Here is a 16,979-nt window from a genome sequence, read left to right as displayed (position 1 = left end):
CCGCCCGCGGCCCCGCCCGCGCGGGCCCTGGGCCCTGGGCCCGCGCAGAGCCGCTGCCGAGCGGTGGCAGCCGATCGGCGTCCGCCGGTCAGCGCACCGGACGGCGTCCACCGGTCAGCGCACCGGCGGGATCTCGGCCGCCAACGCCCGCAGCCAGGCCACCAGTCCGGCCGGGCCCGGGACCCGGAGGTCGGCTCCGTCGCGGAGCTCGGGAACCGCCTCGGCCTCCGCCTCGGGGGCGCTGTAGAGCAGCAGTCCCGGTACGCCCTCGGCGCGCAGGGCCGTGACAGCGGCGTAGGCGGGCAGATCGCCGCGGTCGTCACCGGCGTAGACGACGGCGGTGGCGGCCCGCTCGCGGACGAAGCCGGTGAGCGCGGCGCCCTTGTCGGCGCCCGGCGGCCGGAGTTCGAGCACCATGCGCCCCGGTTCCACCACGAGTCCGTGCCGCTCGGCCAGCGTGTACAGCGGCTCCCGCAGCCGGTCGAGGGCCTCGTCGGGCGAGGCCGCACGCCGGGTGTGCACAGCGAGCGCCCGGCCCTTGTCCTCCGTCCAGGTGCCTTCCGGCGCTTCGGACTCCCGGAGCAGCCCGGGGAGTTCGGCCCGTACCGCGGCCACCCCGGCCGGGGGTTCGGGGGCGCGGACGACCGGGTCCGCCGCGTCCCACCGTTCGGCCCCGTACGCGCCCAGGACGGTGAGTCCCTCCAGTCCGGCGGCGCCTTCGAGGCCGCCGTACCGGACGGCTTCCGCCGCCGGGCGGCCGGTGATCACGGCGACGCCGGCCAGCCGCGGGGCGAGCCGCGCCAGCACGGGAACCGCCTCGGGGTGCGCCCGGGCGTCCCGCGGATCGCCGACGATGGGCGCGAGGGTGCCGTCGAAGTCGAGTGCGAGCACGGTGCGCGCGGGGTCGGCGCGGACGGCGGCGAGCCCGGCGCGCCCGGCCTCGGTCTCAGGTTCGGGCAGCGTCGGATGCGCGGAAGGCGGCGGAAGCGACATGTGCGCACCCTAGCGAGCGGGCGGCGGGCCGGCGGGTGCGCCGGGAGGGGGGGTCCCTAGTGGGTACGGTCCCGGGCGGCCTGCCGGTTGCGCCGCAGGCGGTTGACCGTCACCGGGGCGTGCCGGGCTGCCCGGGGGTCGTCGAGCAGCGCGTTGAGGTACTGGTAGTAGCGCACGGGCGACATTCCCAACTGCTCCCGGACGGCGCGCTCCTTCTCGCCGGAGGAGGGCCAGCCGCGGGCCGCGAAGGCGAGCACCGCGCGGTCCTCCGCGGAGAGGCCGTCCGCTGCCGGGTCCGCCGCGCCGCCGGGAGCGTCCCCGGCCGCGTCCGCAGCGGCGCCGGGGGGCAGATCCGCCGTGCCGGACCGGTCCGTCTCGCCGTCCGCGCCGCCGCTGTCCCGCACCTCTTCCGTACCGCTCACGCTTCCACCGTACGTGCCGGAGCAGCGGCTGCGACCGCGCGGGGAGGGGCGCTCGGCCTCAGCAGCGGCGCTCGGCATCAGAGAGAGGGGCGCTCGGCGTCGGCAGACGGACTCGGCGTCGGCAGACGCGCCCGGTGTCAGGAGGTCTTCGCCTCGTCCTCGGCCTCGGCCTTGCGCTGGAGCTCGGTGAGCACGGCCTTCGGGTCGCCGCCCTTGACGGCCGCCTGGCCGATGGACTTCTTGAGAGTCGCGGTGGTATCGGCCCAGGAGACCTTGCCCACCGGGTAGAACTCGGCGCCGGCGAGCTGGTCGAGGAAGGGCCAGAGCTTCTTCTGCTTCTTGTCCTTGCGCATCTTCTCGGAGGCGCTGGTGGTGACGGGCAGCAGCCCGTACTGGGAGACGAAGGAGTAGTGGTTCTTCGTCTCGAAGACGAAGGCGAGGAACTTGCCGCACGCTTCGCGGTGGCCGTTCTTCTTGAAGGCCATCATCCAGTCGGCGACGCCGAGGGTGCCCTCGGCGGGGCCCTTGCTGCCGGGCAGCTTGCCGGTGCCGTAGGAGATGTCCTTCTTGTCGGCCTGCTGCATCAGGGTGGGGTGGCCGTTGAGAATGCCCACGTCGCCCTCGGTGAAGGCGTCGAACAGCTTCTGCCGGTCGGTGCGCTGGGGGCTGGGCTCGGTGTAGCCGGGCGTGACGAGGTTGTCGCGCAGCCACTGGAACGTCTCGATGTTCTCGGGGGAGTTGATGGTGTAGTTGCCCACGCTGTCGACGTAGGCGCCGCCGTTGCCGAGCATCCACATCAGGGACTCGCCCTGCGCCTCCTCGGGGCCGAGCGGCAGACCATAGGGGATCCGCACCCCGGCGGACTTCAGTGCGCGGGCGGCCGACTTGAGCTCCTGCCAGCTCTCCGGCGGCTTCTCCGGGTCGAGCCCGGCCTTCTCGAAGAGGTCCTTGTTGTAGAAGAGCACCCGGGTGCTGGCGACGAACGGCAGTCCGTACTGGACGCGGCGCACCTCACCGGCCTCGGCGAGCGGGACGAGGAACTCGGCCTGCGCGGGGATCGGGAGCAGCTCGCTGACCTTGTAGAGCTTTCCCTCGTCGGCCCAGTCGGCGTACGAGTCGACCTGGGCGATGTCCGGCGGGTTGCCCTTGTCGACCATGTCGGTGAGCTTCTTGCCGATGTCGTTCCAACTGTGCACGGTGACGTCGACCGTGATGTCGGGGTTCTTCTTGGTGAAGGCGTCGGCGAGCTTCTGCCAGTAGATCTTGGAGCTGTTCTCGGCGCCGGGGTTGCCGTAGTCGGCGGCGACGAGCTTCAGCGTCACCTCGCTCGATCCCGGACCGCCGCCGCAGCCGGACAGTGCGGTCATGCCGGCCGCCCCGGCCACACCGGTCGCGGCCATACCCAGGAATCGACGCCGTTCCATCTTCTTCATACCCCTCAGCCCTGCGAACCCTCAGAACATACTGCGAGCCCCATGAGTGCCTTTGCTCCCCCCTGGCACCACCAGCCCCGGCCCGCCCGCCCGGAGTCTCCCTCCAGGAGGGCCCGAGCGTCCACCGAAACCGGATACCAGTACGGAATCAGGTTGGCTTCCATTCGGATCACGAAAGAAGTCCGGATGCGGACGAACCGCTCGCCGCGCCGCACGGAACGGCCGGCACCGGGAAGAAGCCCCCGAAGTGGACTAGACCTTTACGCTCCTCGCACGGGACACTGTCCCGCGTGAGTACCCGTGACAAGGCCCCCCTTGCGTCCGCCCCGGCAGGTGGCGCCTCCCGGACGCAGACCCGGGAAGCGCACCCCGTGCAGTACGTCATCGCTCTCGACGTCGGCGGCACCGGGATGAAGGCCGCCCTGATCGGCACCGGCAACGAACTGCTGCACGAGGCGCGCCGGGCCACCGGCCGGGAACGCGGCCCCGAGGCGGTGGTGGCGGGAATCCTCGACTTCGCCGCCGAACTGCGCGCCGAGGGCGTGCGGCAGTACGGCACCGAACCGTCCGCCGCGGGCGTCGCCGTCCCCGGCACCATCGACGAGGAACACGGCATCGCCGTCTTCTCCGCGAACCTCGGCTGGCGCGACGTGCCGATGCGCGCACTGCTCGGTGAACGGCTCGGCCGGGGCCGGGACGCCGGACTGCCGCCACTGCCGGTCGCGCTCGGCCACGACGTACGCACCGGCGGGCTCGCGGAGGGCCGCATCGGCGCCGGGAACGGCGTGGACCGCTACCTCTTCCTCCCGCTGGGCACCGGCATCGCGGGCGCCATCGGCATCGGGGACCGGGTCGAACCCGGGGCGCACGGCAGCGCGGGCGAGATCGGCCACATCGTCGTACGGCCCGACGGCCCGCCCTGCGGCTGTGGCCAGCGCGGCTGCCTGGAGCGCCTCGCCTCGGCGTCCGCGGTCGGCGCGGCCTGGGCGGCGGCCTGCGGCGACCCGGAGGCGACGGCAGCGGACGCGGCCGAGGCCGTGGCCGCGGGCGACCCGCGCGCCCAGCGGGTGTGGGCCGACGCCGTCGATGCACTGGCCACCGGCCTGGTCACGGGACTCACCCTGCTCGACCCCCGCACACTGATCATCGGCGGCGGCCTCGCCGAGGCGGGCGACACCCTCTTCGTTCCGCTCCGGGAGGCGGTGCGCGAGAAGGTCACATTCCAGCCACTCCCGACCATTGTGCCCGCGGCCCTCGGAGACGCCGCGGGCTGCCTGGGCGCGGGTCTCCTCGCCTGGGACCTACTCTCCGCGGAGGTTGCGAGCCGATGAGCAAGCGAACGGTGCTGACCGGTGCCCGGGTGGTGGTACCCGAAGGGGTACGCGAGAACGGCAGCGTGGTGGTCGAGGGCCGCACCCTCGCCGGCATCGGCCCCGGAGGGCCCGCCGGTGCGGGCGCGCCGGGCACGCCCGCACCGGACGCGGAGACGCTCGACCTGAGCGGGCACTGGATCGTGCCCGGCTTCGTCGACCTCCATGTGCACGGCGGCGGCGGCGCCTCCTTCTCGGCGGGCAGCCACGAGGAGTCGCTGACCGTGGTCCGGACCCACCGTGCCCACGGCACCACCACCATGGCAGCCTCCACGGTCACCGGAGACCTGGACGACCTGTCCCGGCAGGCGGCCTCGCTGAGCGAACTCGCCGAGCAGGGCGACCTGGCCGGCGTCCACTTCGAGGGCCCCTTCATCTCCTGCAACCGGCGCGGCGCGCACGACGAGTCCCTGCTGCGCGACCCCGACCCCGGCGACGTGCGCAAGCTCCTGGACGCGGCACGCGGCCGGGCCGTGATGATGACGCTCGCCCCTGAACGCCCCGGCGGGCTGGACTCGGTGCGGCTGCTCGCCGACAGCGGCGTGATCGCCGCGATCGGCCACACCGACGGCGACTACGAGGGCACCCGGGAAGCCGTCGACGCGGGCGCCACCGTCGCCACCCACCTGTTCAACGCCATGCCTCCGCTCGGCCACCGGCAGCCGGGGCCGATCGCCGCGCTGCTGGAGGACGACCGCGTCACGGTCGAGCTGATCAACGACGGCACCCATCTGCACCCCGCCGTGCTGGGACTGGCGTTCGAGGCCGCGGGGCCGGACCGGGTCGCCTTCATCACCGACGCGATGGGCGCGGCGGGGATGGGCGACGGCCGCTACCCGCTCGGCGGCCTGGAGGTCGAGGTGCGCGACGGCGTGGCCCGGCTGGTGGAGGGCGACTCCATCGCCGGTTCCACCCTGACACTCGATCAGGCGTTCAAGCGCGCGGTCACCGTCGACAGGTTGCCGGTCGCCGACACCGTCCAGGCGCTGTCGGCCAACCCGGCGCGGCTGCTGGGGATGGCCGACCGGGTGGGCTCGCTGGAGCCCGGGAAGCTGGCCGACCTGGTGGTGCTGGACGAGGAGTTCACCCTGACCGGAGTCATGCGCCAGGGCTCCTGGGTCGTCCGCCCGGCCCACTGAGCCGAACCGCGCATCGCCCGGCGCGGGTTCCCGGGGGCATCTCCCCCTCGTAGGCTGGGTGAGGCATGATCGCTCGCGCGGTCGCGGCAGGCCGCGGCCCGCGCAGGGCCCGCGCGCCGCGCCCGGCGGAAGTGTCGTCTGCCCTGGGTTGTATGTCATGAATCGTCGTTGGACGGGTGAGGGTGGTGCGCGCGGATGATCCTGACCGTCACGCTCAATGCCGCGCTCGATCTCACCTACCGAGTGCCCCACCTCGTCCCGCACTCCTCGCACCGGGTGCGGGAGGTGACCGAGCGCCCCGGCGGCAAGGGGCTGAACGTCGCCCGGGTGCTCGGGGCGCTCGGGTTCCGGACGACCGTCACCGGTTTCGCCGGGGGTGAGACGGGCCGCACGCTGCGGGCCCTGCTCGCGGCGGACGGCGACCGCGGAAGCGGCGAAAGCGGCGAAGGCCGCGGAGTCGGCAAGGGGGCCGGACCCGGCAGGGGTGCCGGAAACGCCGGAGGTGCCGGAACCGGCGGAGGTGCCGGAACCGGCGGAGGTGCCGGAACCGACGGGGGGAGCGCCGCCGTCACCGACGCACTGGTCGAGGTCGCCGGGCCCACCCGGCGCACCGTCGGCGTCGTCGACGAGAGCACCGGCGACACCACCCAGCTCAACGAGCCCGGACCGCACATCTCGCCGGAGGAGTGGGAGGGCTTCCTGACTGCCTACCGCGGCCTGCTGGAGCAGGGCGTCGAGGTGGTGGCCCTGTGCGGCAGCCTGCCGCCGGGCGTCCCCGTCGGCGCCTACGCGACGCTCGTGCGCGAGGCCCGGACAGCCGGGGTCCCGGTCCTGCTGGACACCAGCGGGGAACCCCTGCGCCGCGGCCTGGCCGCCCGCCCCGACCTCGTCAAACCCAACGCGGACGAACTCGCCGGGATCACCGGCACCGCCGAACCGCTGCGCGCGGCCCGCGCCGCCCAGCGGCGCGGCGCCCGCGCGGTGGCGGCCTCGCTGGGGGCCGACGGGATGCTGTTGGTCACCCAGGACGGCGCCTGGAGCGCGGCCGTCCCGGAACGGCTGGCGGGCAACCCGACCGGTGCCGGGGACTCGGCGGTCGCCGGTCTGCTCTCCGGCCTGGCCGAGGACCTGCCCTGGCCGGAGCGGCTGGCCCGCGCGGTCGCCCTGTCGGCGGCGACGGTGCGCGCCCCCGTCGCGGGCGAGTTCGACGAGCAGACCTACGCGCGGATGCTGCCCTCGGTCCGGGTCCGCGGCGCGGAGACCCCCTGAGGGACGGCCCGCCCCCGGGTCGGGCGGCGGCCCCGCCCGCGTACCGCGCCGGGGCGATGCGCGCCCGGCGTCAGCCGCCGGTCCGGCGTTCCGGGCTCGGCCGACCGCCGGTGCCCCGTTCCGGCCTCGGAGTCAGCCGTCCCGGCCCCGGTACGTCGGCGGCCGGTCCGCACCCGGCGGGTCAGCCGTTGTTCCAGCCCTTGGTCAGCCAGACCTGGTCCAGGTTGACCTCGCACTTGTTGCCGTCCTCGCAGGAGATCTTGACCGAGTTCTGGCCCTTCTGGAGCTGGATGTTCGACCAGGTGTTCTGCCAGCCGTGCTCCCAGTCGCCTTCCTTGGCACCGGAGAAGTTCTTCATCCGCAGCGGCCGGCTCTCCGGCTTGCCGTTGACGGTGAGGGTGGCGTCCGCGTCCTTGCCGGGCACGCCGTAACGGACGTGCAGGGTGTACTTGCCGCCCTCGGGAATGCCCTTCAGCGCCCAGGTCGCCGAGGAGCCGGGCTGGTTCATCCCGCCGACGTACGCGCCGCCCTGGCCCTTCGCGCCCGCCACGTCGGTGGCCGCCGTGGCGCCGCCGTCGAGCCGGAGGCTGGCCGCGTCCTCCTTCGGCAGCTTCTTCGACGCGGGCTCCTGGCCCTTGTCGTCCTTGCCGCCCTCGTCCTCGCCCCGGTCCTGCTCGTCCTGCTGCGAGCTGCCGGTGTTGCGGGCCTGCGGCTCGTCGTCGCCGCTGTCGTCGTTGAAGACGATGGCGGCACCGATGCCGATCACCACGGCCGCCACCACCGCTATCGCCCCGACCAGCAGGCCGGTCCGGTTGCGCCCGCCGCGGCCGGGGCCGCCCTGCTGCCGCGCGGCGGCCCGTCCGCCGGGAACCGTCTCGGGCGCGGCGTAGTGCGGGCTCGGCTGGTGCTGCGGGGGCGGCGGCTGCTGCGAAGCGCCGTACCCGGGCTGCTGGGGATAGCCGTAGCCGGACTGCTGCTGCGGATAGCCGTAGCCAGAGCTCTGCTGCGGGTAGCCATAACCGGAGCCCTGCTGCTGCGTCTGCGACGTCTGCTGCGGGTAGCCGTAGCCGTACTGCCGCTCGCCGACGGCACGGACCTGGTTGTAGGAGCGACGGGGAACGCCGGGCTGCTGTCCGGGCGCGGGCTGCTGGGCGCCGCCCTCCTGCCGGTACAGATACGCGAACGGGTCGTCGTCGCCCCCCTCCGGCGCAGCACCCGTGCCGTTGTTCTCGGCGGTCATCCCCTCACTCCCTACTGCGTCAGGTATCCGGGCGAGCCTACCTCTCCTGGGTGAACCTCTTGGCCCTGTTGCCGACCGGCTACCGACCGGCCTTCCGGCCGACTGCCGACCGATTGGCCCGGGCTGCGCTAGCCCGCCCGGCGCTGTCCCTTGGACCGGGACCGCTTCTCCACGTACATGCGCTGGTCAGCGGATTGCAGGACTTCTTCGGCCGTCATTCCGCAGCCTGCCCAGCCGATGCCGAAGCTGGCGCCTACCCGCACCGTCCGGCCGTCAATCTGAATCGGCGGGATGATCGCGTTCCGCAGCCGCACCGCGAGATCCTGGGCCTCGGCCGGGCCCAGCCCGTCGGCCAGCACCACGAACTCGTCGCCGCCCAGCCTGGCGACCGTGTCCTCGTCCCGGACCCCCGCCTCCAGGCGGCGGGCCACCGCGATGAGCACGCCGTCCCCGCAGTGGTGTCCGTAGCGGTCGTTGATGGACTTGAAACCGTCCAGATCGCAGAAGAGGACGGCGAGCCCCTTCTCACCGGGCCCGTCGCCCTTCGGCGGCACCGCGTGCACATGGTACGGATCCGCTCCCCCGTCCGCGCCGGACCCGCCGAAACCGCCGAAACCGCCGGCGCCCGGGGAGCCGGGCGGACCGCCGGGCGCCACGGCGGTCGCGTACGGAGCGGGGGCCTGCCGGGTGCCCGCGGCGGGCCGGCCGGTGCCGGGTTCCGTCCCGGCGCCGGGTATCGCTCCCAGACCGTCCAGGTCCCAGAAACCACCCCCCTGCCCGTACGGCTGGCCGGGCCCGCCCTCCACGTAACCGGAGGGGCCCGCACCGGGCAGGACGCTGGACTGGACCGCCGGCCGGTCCGGCCTCGCGCACAGCCTGCTGCCCAGCCGGGCCCGCAGCTCGGCGCTGTTCGGCAGCCCGGTCAACTGGTCGTGGCTGGCGCGGTGCGCGAGCTGGAGCTCGTGCCGCTTGCGCTCCTCGATGTCCTCGACGTGGGTGAGCAGGTAGCGCGGCCCGTCGGCGGTGTCGGCGACCACGGAGTTGCGCAGCGAGACCCAGACGTAGCTGCCGTCCCGGCGCGCCAGCCGCAGCTCGGCCCGGCCGCCCTCGGCCGAGGTGCGCAGCAGGGTGCGGATGTCCTCGGGATGGACCAGGTCGGAGAAGGAGTAGCGGCGCATCGCGGCCGCCGGGCGGCCCAGCAGCCGGCACAGCGCGTCGTTGATCCGCAGCAGCCGCCCGTGCTGGTCCCCGCCCATCTCGGCGACGGCCATCCCGCTGGGCGCGTACTCGAACGCCTGCCGGAAGCTCTCCTCGCTGGCCCGCAGCGCCTGCTGCTCGCGCTCCAGCCGCACCAGCGCGCGCTGCATGTTCGACCGCAGCCGGGCGTTGCTGATGGCGATGGCGGCCTGGGAGGCGTACATCTGCAGCGCCTCGCAGCCCCACGCGCCGGGGCGGCGGCCGTTGCGCGGACGGTCGACGGACAGCACCCCGAGCAGCTCGCCGTCAGAGGCGTACAACGGTGCGAAGAGGCGGTCCATGGGGTGCCAGGCGTCCGGGGTGTCCCGCACCGGCGACGGCGCGTGCCACTCCGGCACCTCGTCGTCGTCCAGGACCCAGCCCTCGGTGTACGGGACGAAGTGGAGCACGCCCCACTGCTGGCCCATCGACAGCCGACGCTCCCAGGCGGTGCGCGACCCCGAGCGGCCCGCCATCATCGCCTCGGCCGCTGCGCTCCCGGCGACGGCGGCCACGACCAGTTCGCCCTCGGCGCGCACCAGGTGGACGGCGGCTATCTCGAAGCCGAGGCCCTCGACCACGCCGTCGGCGACTGTCTGCAGGGTGTCGGCGAGGCTGCGGGCGGTGTTGAGCTGCGCCACGACGTGGTGGAGCTGCCGCAGGCTGGCGAGGCGGACGTAGGGCTCCGACTCGGTTTCCATAGCCCTCCCCCTGAGCCTTGCTCGTCCACTCCAGGTGCTCGTGGCGTCGCTTCCGGGTCTCACTGACTCAGTGCTTCGGCTGTCTTTCGGCTGCCACCGCCACTGAATCACAGCGAGCTGTTCACTCGGTACACAGGGTCAACAATTAATGCCCTCTGTGACTCAAGTCACAACAGTCCGCGATTAGTTGATTGCGCAACGTGTACCCCCGCGGGACAGCGGTATACGCCGCGTACATCTCGTGCAAATTCCCCGCATACTCCGGACGGCCCCGGCCGGTCCTAGTACCCACCTGGTCCCCGAGTCCGATGCGGGGTCGGGAGAGCGCCCGTTAGCGTAGCCGACGTGTCCCACGCAGTGCAGCAGCAAACGACCCCCGTACCCCCGGGCCCCGCCATGCCCCATGCTGATGGGGTGAGCGACGAGGAATTCCGCGCGGCGATGGCCCGGCTCGCGGCCGGGGTGGTGCTCGTCACCGCACACGACCCCGAGGAGGGCGTGCGCGGTGAGGACGTCGGCATGACCGCCACCGCGTTCCTGTCCGTCTCGCTCGACCCGCCCCTGGTGCTGGTCAGCGTGCGCGAGGACTCCCGGATGGACGAGCTGCTCTCCCGCCAGAACCACTGGGCCGTCTCCCTGCTCACGGAGGCCCAGCACCAGACCGCCGGTCGCTTCGCAATGAAGGCGCGGCTCAGCGACCGGCTCCTCTTCCAGGAGCTCCCCCACACCCGCGGCTCCGTCAGCGGCGCCCCCCTGGTCGACGGCGCGCTGGCGGCCGTCGAGTGCCGCACCGAGCAGCGGGTCACCGCGGGCGACCACACCCTGGTCATCGGGCGCGTCCTGGCCACGCGGCTCACCCACGGGGAGAGCGGGCCGCTGCTGTACCACAGCGGGCGGTACCGGTCCCTGCGCTGACCCGCGGGCCCGCGGCCCCGAGGCCGCCGTCAGTCCCAGCCGCGGCCCGCCCGGCCCCGCTTCAGATCGCTGCGCTGCTTCTTCTGGCGCAACCTGCGCTCATTGATCCCGCGGGGCGTCTTCTTCTTCCGCCGCGGCGGGGGCGGGGGCGCCGTGGCCTCCGCGAGCAGCGCCGTCATCCGCACGGCCGCCGTCTCCCGGTTGCGCCACTGCGAACGGTGCTCGCTCGCCCGCACGACCAGCACCGCACCGTCCACCAGCCGGTTCGCGAGCCGCTCCAGCGCACGGCGCTTCCACACCTCGGGCAGCGCCTGGGTGGCGGCCAGGTCGAAGCGCAGCTCCGCCTGGCTGTCGCTGGTGTTCACATGCTGGCCGCCCGGCCCCGACGAGCGGGTGAAGCGCCACGTCAGCTCGGCCTCGGGCAGGGCGACGTCGCCGCGGATGACATGGGGACCGGACATGCTCTCCATGGTCCGGCCTCCGGGCGCGGTCGTCATCCGCTTTTCCGGTTTTCCGGACACCCGCGCCGCGACCGGTCCGGGCACCGCTCGGTGCCCGCGGGCGCCACCGCGAAGGACCGGCAGGGCGCCACCGCGAAGGTAAAGAACGCAAAGTGGGCCGGGAAAGCTGGAACCCGCCCGTCCTCCGGCTGCGTTGTGCAGAGTGTGAGGCGTGCGGCCGCGGACCCCGGTGAGGTTCCGTTCCGGCGCCGGTGATTCCCTCGGAGTCACCACCAGAGCCAGACACGACAGAAGGGCACCCCATGGCTGTAAGCCTGTCCAAGGGCGGCAACGTCTCGCTCACCAAGGAGGCACCGGGCCTGAGCGCCGTCACGGTCGGCCTCGGCTGGGACGTGCGCACCACCACCGGTACGGACTTCGACCTCGACGCGAGCGCCATCGCGGTGACCGCCGAGGGCAAGGTCTACTCCGACCAGCACTTCATCTTCTTCAACAACAAGGCGACGCCGGACCAGTCGATCGTGCACACCGGTGACAACGTCACCGGTGAGGGCGAGGGCGACGACGAGCAGATCAACGTCAACCTGGCCGCGCTGCCCGCCGAGATCGACAAGATCGTCTTCCCGGTCTCGATCTACGACGCGGAGAGCCGCAGCCAGAACTTCGGCCAGGTGCGGAACGCCTTCATCCGGATCGTCAACCAGACCGGCGGCACCGAGATCGCCCGCTACGACCTGAGCGAGGACGCCGCCACCGAGACCGCCATGGTCTTCGGCGAGCTGTACCGCAACGGCGCGGAGTGGAAGTTCCGCGCGGTCGGCCAGGGCTACGCCTCCGGCCTCGTCGGCATCGCCCAGGACTTCGGCGTCAACGTCTGAGACCGGCGAACCGCCGACCGCCGTCCGGCGCGTCGGACCTCCGGCACGTCGGACCTCCGACGCGCCGGACACGGTCCGCCGGACACGGGCCCCGCGGACCTCGGGCCCGCCTGGCAGACACCGGCCGGGCTTCGGCGGTGGCGCTCCCCGAGCACGGGAGCGTCACCGCCCGCCCGCGCCCCGGCCGCAAAGCGGCCGCACAGCAGCCGCACAGCAGCCGACCGGTACCGCCCGACCGGAACCGAGTGGCGCCGAACGGAACCGCGCGGCGCCGGGAGCCCGGCGGGCGTGACACCATCGCGCCGTGCTCGACATCGGCTACGCCCTCTCCCGCCGCTTCCCCGACCCGCCCCAGACGGACTACCGCACCGCCGACGTGCGGACCCTGCGGCATGATCTGTTCTGCGGCGACATCTACCTCGCCGACACCGACACCGACCGCGAACTGTCCACAGCCTGGGGATGGGTGCCGGTGCTCGACTTCGCCTGGGCGCTCTGCGACATCGTCGAAGAGCTGGACCGCGACCCGCTGGGGAGCCGCTCCCCGGGTCCGCACCACGCCGCCCTGGACTTCACCGAGTCCGCGGAACTGCTGCGCTTCACCCGCCGGTTCGGCTGGGTGGAGATCACCGCCGACTGGACCCCGGACGGGGAGGAACCGCTCTCCTTCTCCCACGGCGCCCTGCGCCGGGAGGCCCGCGACTTCCTGCACGACCTCGTCGCGGACCTCTCGGACCTGCACGAGGACCTGGCCGCCAATCCGGCCGTCCACGTCCTGACCTCCCGCTTCCCCCGGGTGCCCTGACTCCGTGCCCGGGCGCCGGGCTCCGCCGCCGCGGCCTCAGGGCTCCACCCGCACTCCGATCTGCGCCGCGAACGCGGGGGCCAGCTCCATCAACTGCCCCGGGTTGATGGTGGCGCCGGCCAGCCGGTCCACGCCCGAGGCGATGTCCAGCTCGGTCGCTCCCCGCAGGTCCACGTCCTTGAGCCGCACCTCGCGCAGCTCGGCCCGGCGCACCGCGCAGTCGCGGAAGGCCACCCGCTCCAGCGCCGCGCCCGCGAAGTCCGGCTCGTCCAGCACGCAGCCCTCGAACGTCACGTCGGTGAGCGACGCCTGCCGGAGATTCAGGAAATCGATCTTCCCCCCGGACACCAGCACCCGGTTCCACCGCGCCCCGTGCAGCCGGACACCACCCAGCCGCGCATCCCGCAGCTCCACGTCACGGAACTCGGCACCCGCCAGCTCCGTACCCACGCCCCGGACCGCTTCCAGCACCGAGTCGATCACCCGGAGCCGCCCCAGCCGGGCCTCGTCCAGCACGCACCGGTACATCCCCACGTCCAGGAACGTCGCACCGCCGCCCTCGGTCCCGCTCAGATCCAGTTCCTCGAACCGCACCCCGTCGTAGTCCCCGTCCGGCTCCAGCTCCTGCCCCTCGAAGGGCCGTAGCTCGGGCAGGGAGATCTGCGGGCGCCGCGCCGCCCGTACTGCCGATGTCGCCATACCTCTCATGGTGCGGCCGACCACTGACAACGACGGCGCCGACGGGGGTCAGCCGCGGCGGGTCGGCGACCGCAGATCGGCGACGGCGGGTCGGCGGCAGCGGGTCGGCGACGCACCCGCACCCCTGGACCGGCTGCACGGGACCCGCACGGAAAGTGGCCCTGGTCCCATTAACCGGCATCCGGGCCCCGCCGTCCGGCGCACTGGCCTAGCGTTCTTCCCATGACCACCAGGACCGGGAACCGGAAGCGATGGCTCATCGCGGTGGCCCTGCTGTGCGCCCTGGCCGTGACCGCGGCCGCCGTGGTGCTGATCCGGCAGTACCAACGGGATCGGGCGTCGAAACCGTTCGTCGTTCCCGAGGGGTGGCGCGCCACCCAGGTGTACGCGGCGGCAGACAAGGCGCTGTCCGTGCCCGAGGGCACCACGCGGAAGGCCGCCCAGCGCGCCGCCCGCGCGGGCGAGCTCCCCCTCCCCGCCGCGGCGAAGCACAACCCCGAGGGGTACCTCTACCCCGCCACCTATCCGGTGCGCGCCAAGACGACACCGACCGCGCTGCTCACCTTCATGGCCGAGACGGCGAAGGAACGGCACGCGGCGGCGGGCGTGGGCGACTACGACACCCTCGTCATCGCCAGCCTGGTCCAGGCGGAGGCCGACAGCCCGGAGGACATGGCAAAGGTCGCCCGTGTCATAGACAACCGCCTCAAGCGCGACATGCCGCTGCAGATGGACTCGACCATCAACTACGCCCTCGGCCGCTCCACCCTCAACACCAGTCACGCCGACACCCGTCTCGACTCCCCCTACAACACCTACCGCCACAAGGGCCTGCCTCCCTCCCCCATCAACAACCCCGGCCCCGAAGCCCTCGAAGCCGCCCAGCACCCCACCTCCGGCGACTGGCTCTACTTCGTCACCGTGAAACCGGGCGACACCCGCTTCACGGACGACTACGCGCAGCACGAGAAGTGGGTGGAGGAGTTCAACACCGAACAGGCCGGCGGCGCCTGAGCCGGACGCCACTCGGCACCAGCACCAGCACCAGCACCAGCACCAGGACTGAGACCGGGGCCCGGACCGGGGCCCGGACCGGACCGGCGACGAATGGCCGCTGCCGATTTCCCACGAACCTCGCAGGCACCGGACGTGAGTACTACGATTTTCCTGGTGTGTCGTACGTCACATCGAGTGGGCGACAGGTGGTCCGTGCGGGAGAGCTGTGTGCCCCGCACGGGAGATGGGGGGCTTTTGTGCGCGAGATGGCCAAGGGGACGAACGTAGGGCTCAGCTCTCTGAGCTCCCATGTCGGCTCGGTGCTCGTCGGCCTGAGCTGGGTCAGCCCGGCCGGGGACGGCGACGCGGACGTGTCCGTCCTGCTGCTGGCCGCGAACGGCAAGGTGCGCGGAGACGGCGACTTCTACTTCTACAACAACCCCGCGGCGGCCGACGGCAGTGTGCAGCTTCTGGGCAAGACACCGACGGAGAACGGGGACGAGGATCGCATCAGCTTCGACCTGACCGCCGTCCCGCCCGGAGTCGCCCGCATCGTCGTCGCCGCGAGCCGCTACGGCGGCCGGAACTTCGGGGAGTTGGCGGACGTCGAGGTCACGCTGGCCGACGGGACCGGCGAGCGCCTCCTCCGCTTCGCCGTCGAGGACGCCGACACGGTCAGCGCGATCATCTTCGGCGAGCTGTACCGGCGCGGCGGAGAGTGGAAGTTCCGGGCTGTCGGCCAGGGGTACGACAGCGGACTGGCCGGACTGGCCACGGACTTCGGCGTCGACATCGAGGACGACGCCGAGGACGGCGAGGGGACGCCCGACGACGAGCGGGACACCGCCCGGAACGCCCCGGCCGGGCAGGCCGCCGCGGACGCGCACAGCAGCGCGAACGCAAGCGGGACCAGGACCGGGACCGGGACCGGGAAGGAGACCGGGAAGGAGACCGGGGACGGAGCTGCGCAGGCCGGCGGTCCGGATCCGCGGACGGCGCCCAGCCGGGTACCGCCGCCGCGCGCGCCCGGCGGCACCGTCCCGCCTGCCGTCCTTACGACCCGCCCCCGCACCGCGAAGAAGAAGGTCACCCTGCCCCGGGCGGACCGGAAGGCACTGGCGGAGAACGAGTCCTGGCGGCCGTCCCGGCTGGTACCGGTCCCGACGCTCAAGAGCGACCGGGACCGCGAGGTGCGGGCCACCTCGGTGCTGCTGTCGGTGATGGCCCAGGTGCCGGAGTTCGGCAGGAGACTCACGGCCGCGTTCGGGGCGCCCGCCGGGCGCATGGAGACCTACACCGAGGTCGTCCTCCCGCACGGCGAGACACCGCGCCGCCCGGACGGGGTGATCCGCGTCGAGCGGGCCGGCAAGCTGTGGACCGCCCTCGTCGAGACCAAGACCAACGGAAGCGCCCTCAAACCCGACCAGGTGCAGGCGTACATGGACATCGCCGCGCGCCGCGGCTACGAGGCAGTGATCACGGTGTCCAACGATGTCGCGCTGGAGGGCAGCCCGCTCGTCGACGTCAAGATCGACGGGCGGCGCAAGCACCGCGTGGCCCTCCGGCACCTGTCCTGGGCCGAAGTCACCTACCAGGCGCAGATGCTGATCCGGCACGAGGGCGTCGGGGACAGGGCACACGCCTGGCTGCTTCAGGAACTGCTGCACTACCTGCAGCACGAGAACTCCGGCTGCCACGGCTTCCAGAACATGGGCGCGGCCTGGGTGCCCGTACGCAACGGGATCAACGACGAAACCCTGTGCGAGGGCGATCCGCGCGCGCTGGACGTGGTCGAGAGCTGGGAGCGGCTCGTCCGCCAACTGTGCCTCAGCCTCGGCGGCGAACTCGGGCAGAAGGTGCTGCCCGTCCACCGGGCCAAGCGCGGTGCCGACCCCGCCGCACGCCGCAACCGCCTGGCCGACGGGCTCTGCCGCGAGGGGCGGCTCCAGGCGGAGTTCCGGATCGACGGGGCGCCCGGAATCCTGGCGCTCAACGCGGACCTGCGCACGGGCAAGCTGCGCACCTCCATCGAGATTCCGGCCCCCGAGCAGGGCTACCCGCTCAGCAGGGCGAAGCGCCTGCTTCGCCGGCTGGCCGAGGCCCCGGCGGACCTCCACGTCGAGACGCTGCTGGAAGGCGGGGCAGGCGGCCCGCGGGGCACGCTGGAGCGGCTGCGGCCGGAACCGGCGGACATGCTCCCGAAGGGCGACACCGGGGTCACCGGTTTCCGGCTGTCGTTGTTCAAAAGCATGGGGAACAGCCGGGGCAACGCCGAATCCGGCTTCATCCGCAGCGTCGACAACGCGGTGCACCGCTTCTACACGAGCGTGGTGGTGCACCTCGACCAGCCCTGACCCCCTGTCGGTCCCCGCAGGGCAGCGGGGACCGACGGAATCAGGCCGTGAAGGCGGCCGGCCGACCC

The 16,979-nt window shown here is 73.1% G+C and carries 15 protein-coding genes; 8 read left to right on the top strand and 7 right to left on the bottom strand.

Annotated elements, in window-relative coordinates; translation table 11 throughout:
- Positions 1-114: 114 nt before the first annotated feature.
- From otsB to BMX65_RS28785, 3 genes are all read right to left on the bottom strand, one after another.
- Positions 115-993 (bottom strand): trehalose-phosphatase, encoded by an 879-nt coding sequence (gene otsB / locus BMX65_RS28795; protein WP_075003284.1) that lies wholly within the window; start codon positions 991-993, stop codon positions 115-117.
- A gap of 56 nt (positions 994-1,049) precedes the next feature.
- Positions 1,050-1,415 carry a DUF3263 domain-containing protein gene (locus BMX65_RS28790; protein WP_079172131.1) on the bottom strand — a complete coding sequence of 122 codons (366 nt, stop codon included), beginning with the start codon at positions 1,413-1,415 and terminating at the stop codon, positions 1,050-1,052.
- Between the two features lie 137 nt (positions 1,416-1,552).
- Positions 1,553-2,848 (bottom strand): extracellular solute-binding protein, encoded by a 1,296-nt coding sequence (locus tag BMX65_RS28785; protein ID WP_239502300.1) that lies wholly within the window; start codon positions 2,846-2,848, stop codon positions 1,553-1,555.
- A gap of 371 nt (positions 2,849-3,219) precedes the next feature.
- Here BMX65_RS28785 and BMX65_RS28780 point away from each other — a divergent pair, with 371 nt between their 5' ends.
- The 3 genes from BMX65_RS28780 to BMX65_RS28770 all read left to right on the top strand — a co-directional run bounded on the left by BMX65_RS28780 (position 3,220) and on the right by BMX65_RS28770 (position 6,626).
- Positions 3,220-4,179, top strand: coding sequence for an ROK family protein (locus BMX65_RS28780; RefSeq protein WP_075003283.1), 960 nt, complete (start codon positions 3,220-3,222; stop codon positions 4,177-4,179).
- The gene (gene nagA, locus BMX65_RS28775; protein ID WP_075003282.1) at positions 4,176-5,357 is read left to right on the top strand and encodes an N-acetylglucosamine-6-phosphate deacetylase; all 1,182 of its coding nucleotides are present in this window, start codon (positions 4,176-4,178) and stop codon (positions 5,355-5,357) included. The genes BMX65_RS28780 and nagA overlap by 4 nt, the downstream gene beginning before the upstream one ends.
- 195 nt (positions 5,358-5,552) lie before the next feature.
- A complete protein-coding gene (locus BMX65_RS28770) occupies positions 5,553-6,626 on the top strand; it encodes a 1-phosphofructokinase family hexose kinase (RefSeq protein ID WP_075003281.1) in 1,074 nt (357 codons plus the stop codon).
- 181 nt (positions 6,627-6,807) lie between these two features.
- On the opposite strand, the gene BMX65_RS28765 is transcribed toward BMX65_RS28770, so the two are convergent.
- A complete protein-coding gene (locus tag BMX65_RS28765) occupies positions 6,808-7,866 on the bottom strand; it encodes a carbohydrate-binding protein (protein ID WP_075003280.1) in 1,059 nt (352 codons plus the stop codon).
- A gap of 128 nt (positions 7,867-7,994) precedes the next feature.
- Entirely contained in the window at positions 7,995-9,803 is a 1,809-nt protein-coding gene (gene cdgB, locus BMX65_RS28760; RefSeq protein WP_075003279.1) for a diguanylate cyclase CdgB, read from the bottom strand.
- A gap of 396 nt (positions 9,804-10,199) precedes the next feature.
- Here cdgB and BMX65_RS28755 point away from each other — a divergent pair, with 396 nt between their 5' ends.
- Positions 10,200-10,718: a flavin reductase family protein gene (locus BMX65_RS28755; RefSeq protein ID WP_075003278.1), complete on the top strand. Its 519-nt coding sequence runs from the start codon at positions 10,200-10,202 to the stop codon at positions 10,716-10,718.
- A 29-nt stretch (positions 10,719-10,747) separates the two neighbouring features.
- Here BMX65_RS28755 and arfB read toward each other — a convergent pair whose 3' ends face one another.
- Positions 10,748-11,188, bottom strand: a complete 441-nt coding sequence (arfB, locus tag BMX65_RS28750) for an alternative ribosome rescue aminoacyl-tRNA hydrolase ArfB (protein WP_075003308.1) — start codon at positions 11,186-11,188, stop codon at positions 10,748-10,750.
- 293 nt (positions 11,189-11,481) lie between these two features.
- Here arfB and BMX65_RS28745 point away from each other — a divergent pair, with 293 nt between their 5' ends.
- Both BMX65_RS28745 and BMX65_RS28740 read left to right on the top strand, forming a co-directional pair.
- The gene (locus BMX65_RS28745; protein WP_075003277.1) at positions 11,482-12,057 is read left to right on the top strand and encodes a TerD family protein; all 576 of its coding nucleotides are present in this window, start codon (positions 11,482-11,484) and stop codon (positions 12,055-12,057) included.
- Positions 12,058-12,361: 304 nt separating this feature from the next.
- Positions 12,362-12,862, top strand: coding sequence for a hypothetical protein (locus tag BMX65_RS28740; protein ID WP_075003276.1), 501 nt, complete (start codon positions 12,362-12,364; stop codon positions 12,860-12,862).
- A gap of 36 nt (positions 12,863-12,898) precedes the next feature.
- Here the strand turns inward: BMX65_RS28740 and BMX65_RS28735 are convergent, their stop codons facing one another.
- Positions 12,899-13,561, bottom strand: a complete 663-nt coding sequence (locus tag BMX65_RS28735; protein WP_075003275.1) for a pentapeptide repeat-containing protein — start codon at positions 13,559-13,561, stop codon at positions 12,899-12,901.
- A gap of 222 nt (positions 13,562-13,783) precedes the next feature.
- Between BMX65_RS28735 and mltG the strand changes: the two genes are divergently transcribed.
- Together mltG and BMX65_RS28725 are read left to right on the top strand one after the other, a co-directional pair.
- Positions 13,784-14,575 (top strand): endolytic transglycosylase MltG, encoded by a 792-nt coding sequence (mltG, locus tag BMX65_RS28730; protein WP_075003274.1) that lies wholly within the window; start codon positions 13,784-13,786, stop codon positions 14,573-14,575.
- 248 nt (positions 14,576-14,823) lie between these two features.
- Complete coding sequence (locus tag BMX65_RS28725; RefSeq protein WP_177214371.1) at positions 14,824-16,911, top strand: TerD family protein; 2,088 nt, start codon at positions 14,824-14,826, stop codon at positions 16,909-16,911.
- The last annotated feature ends 68 nt before the right edge of the window (positions 16,912-16,979 follow it).

It is taken from the genome of Streptomyces qinglanensis (genome assembly GCF_900111245.1).
Lineage (GTDB): Bacteria > Actinomycetota > Actinomycetes > Streptomycetales > Streptomycetaceae > Streptomyces > Streptomyces qinglanensis.
The sequence above is the reverse complement of the archived record's forward strand: the minus strand, read 5'-3'. Positions and strand labels throughout refer to the sequence as shown.

Excerpts from the sequence above, each read along its gene's own strand:
- otsB (WP_075003284.1), bottom strand. The coding sequence starts at position 993 with ATGTCGCTTCCGCCGCCTTCCGCGCATCCGACGCTGCCCGAACCTGAG.
- BMX65_RS28785 (WP_239502300.1), bottom strand. The coding sequence starts at position 2,848 with ATGAAGAAGATGGAACGGCGTCGATTCCTGGGTATGGCCGCGACCGGT.
- nagA (WP_075003282.1), top strand. The coding sequence starts at position 4,176 with ATGAGCAAGCGAACGGTGCTGACCGGTGCCCGGGTGGTGGTACCCGAA.
- BMX65_RS28770 (WP_075003281.1), top strand. The coding sequence starts at position 5,553 with ATGATCCTGACCGTCACGCTCAATGCCGCGCTCGATCTCACCTACCGA.
- BMX65_RS28765 (WP_075003280.1), bottom strand. The coding sequence starts at position 7,866 with ATGACCGCCGAGAACAACGGCACGGGTGCTGCGCCGGAGGGGGGCGAC.
- cdgB (WP_075003279.1), bottom strand. The coding sequence starts at position 9,803 with ATGGAAACCGAGTCGGAGCCCTACGTCCGCCTCGCCAGCCTGCGGCAG.
- BMX65_RS28755 (WP_075003278.1), top strand. The coding sequence starts at position 10,200 with ATGCCCCATGCTGATGGGGTGAGCGACGAGGAATTCCGCGCGGCGATG.
- arfB (WP_075003308.1), bottom strand. The coding sequence starts at position 11,188 with ATGGAGAGCATGTCCGGTCCCCATGTCATCCGCGGCGACGTCGCCCTG.
- BMX65_RS28745 (WP_075003277.1), top strand. The coding sequence starts at position 11,482 with ATGGCTGTAAGCCTGTCCAAGGGCGGCAACGTCTCGCTCACCAAGGAG.
- BMX65_RS28735 (WP_075003275.1), bottom strand. The coding sequence starts at position 13,561 with ATGGCGACATCGGCAGTACGGGCGGCGCGGCGCCCGCAGATCTCCCTG.
- mltG (WP_075003274.1), top strand. The coding sequence starts at position 13,784 with ATGACCACCAGGACCGGGAACCGGAAGCGATGGCTCATCGCGGTGGCC.
- BMX65_RS28725 (WP_177214371.1), top strand. The coding sequence starts at position 14,824 with ATGGCCAAGGGGACGAACGTAGGGCTCAGCTCTCTGAGCTCCCATGTC.